General features: G+C 45.9%; 1 protein-coding gene and 1 pseudogene. Both read left to right on the top strand.

Annotation, left to right across the window (positions count from 1 at the left end; all coding sequences use genetic code 11):
- Positions 1 to 267 (top strand): SIS domain-containing protein (locus R7P74_RS29060; RefSeq protein WP_318124179.1); only part of this gene is annotated, 267 nt, incomplete at its 5' end.
- Between the two features lie 20 nt (positions 268 to 287).
- Positions 288 to 527 (top strand): annotated as a pseudogene (locus tag R7P74_RS29055) (BON domain-containing protein); the annotation flags it as partial.

Below are 527 nucleotides of genomic sequence, written 5' to 3'. Positions count from 1 at the left end.
CCAGGCGATATTCTTCTGGCGCTTTCTACCAGTGGCAACAGCAAAAACATCATCAAAGCGATGGAAGCGGCCGTAACTCGCGACATGACTATTATCGCCCTAACAGGTAAAGATGGTGGTGAAATGGCAGGATTACTGGGCGAAAACGATGTAGAAATTCGCATTCCATCCCATCGCACGGCTCGCATTCACGAAGTGCATATGGTCACTCTTCACTGCTTATGCGATTTGATTGACCAAGTACTTTTCCCTGCTCACGAAGAATAACAGATTTGAGAATCAGCATTATGATACGTAGCCTTGTCATTTTATGTACCATCTTAAGCTTGAGCGGATGTGCGGGACTGTTCATTGCTGGAGCTGCCACCACGGCAAATATTGTGACAGATACTCGCACCACGAAGCAGATCTGGCAAGACAACAATATTGAATTTGAAGTCGCAGCGATCGGTAATAAAGAACCATTTAAAGGGCATGTTCGAGTTGTTGCGAGCTCGTACGATGGTACGGTTGTTTTAATGGGCCAA

This window comes from Vibrio sp. 2033 (assembly GCF_033339735.1).
Note: the sequence above shows the minus strand (reverse complement) of the source record. Positions and strands in the feature narration are given on the sequence as shown.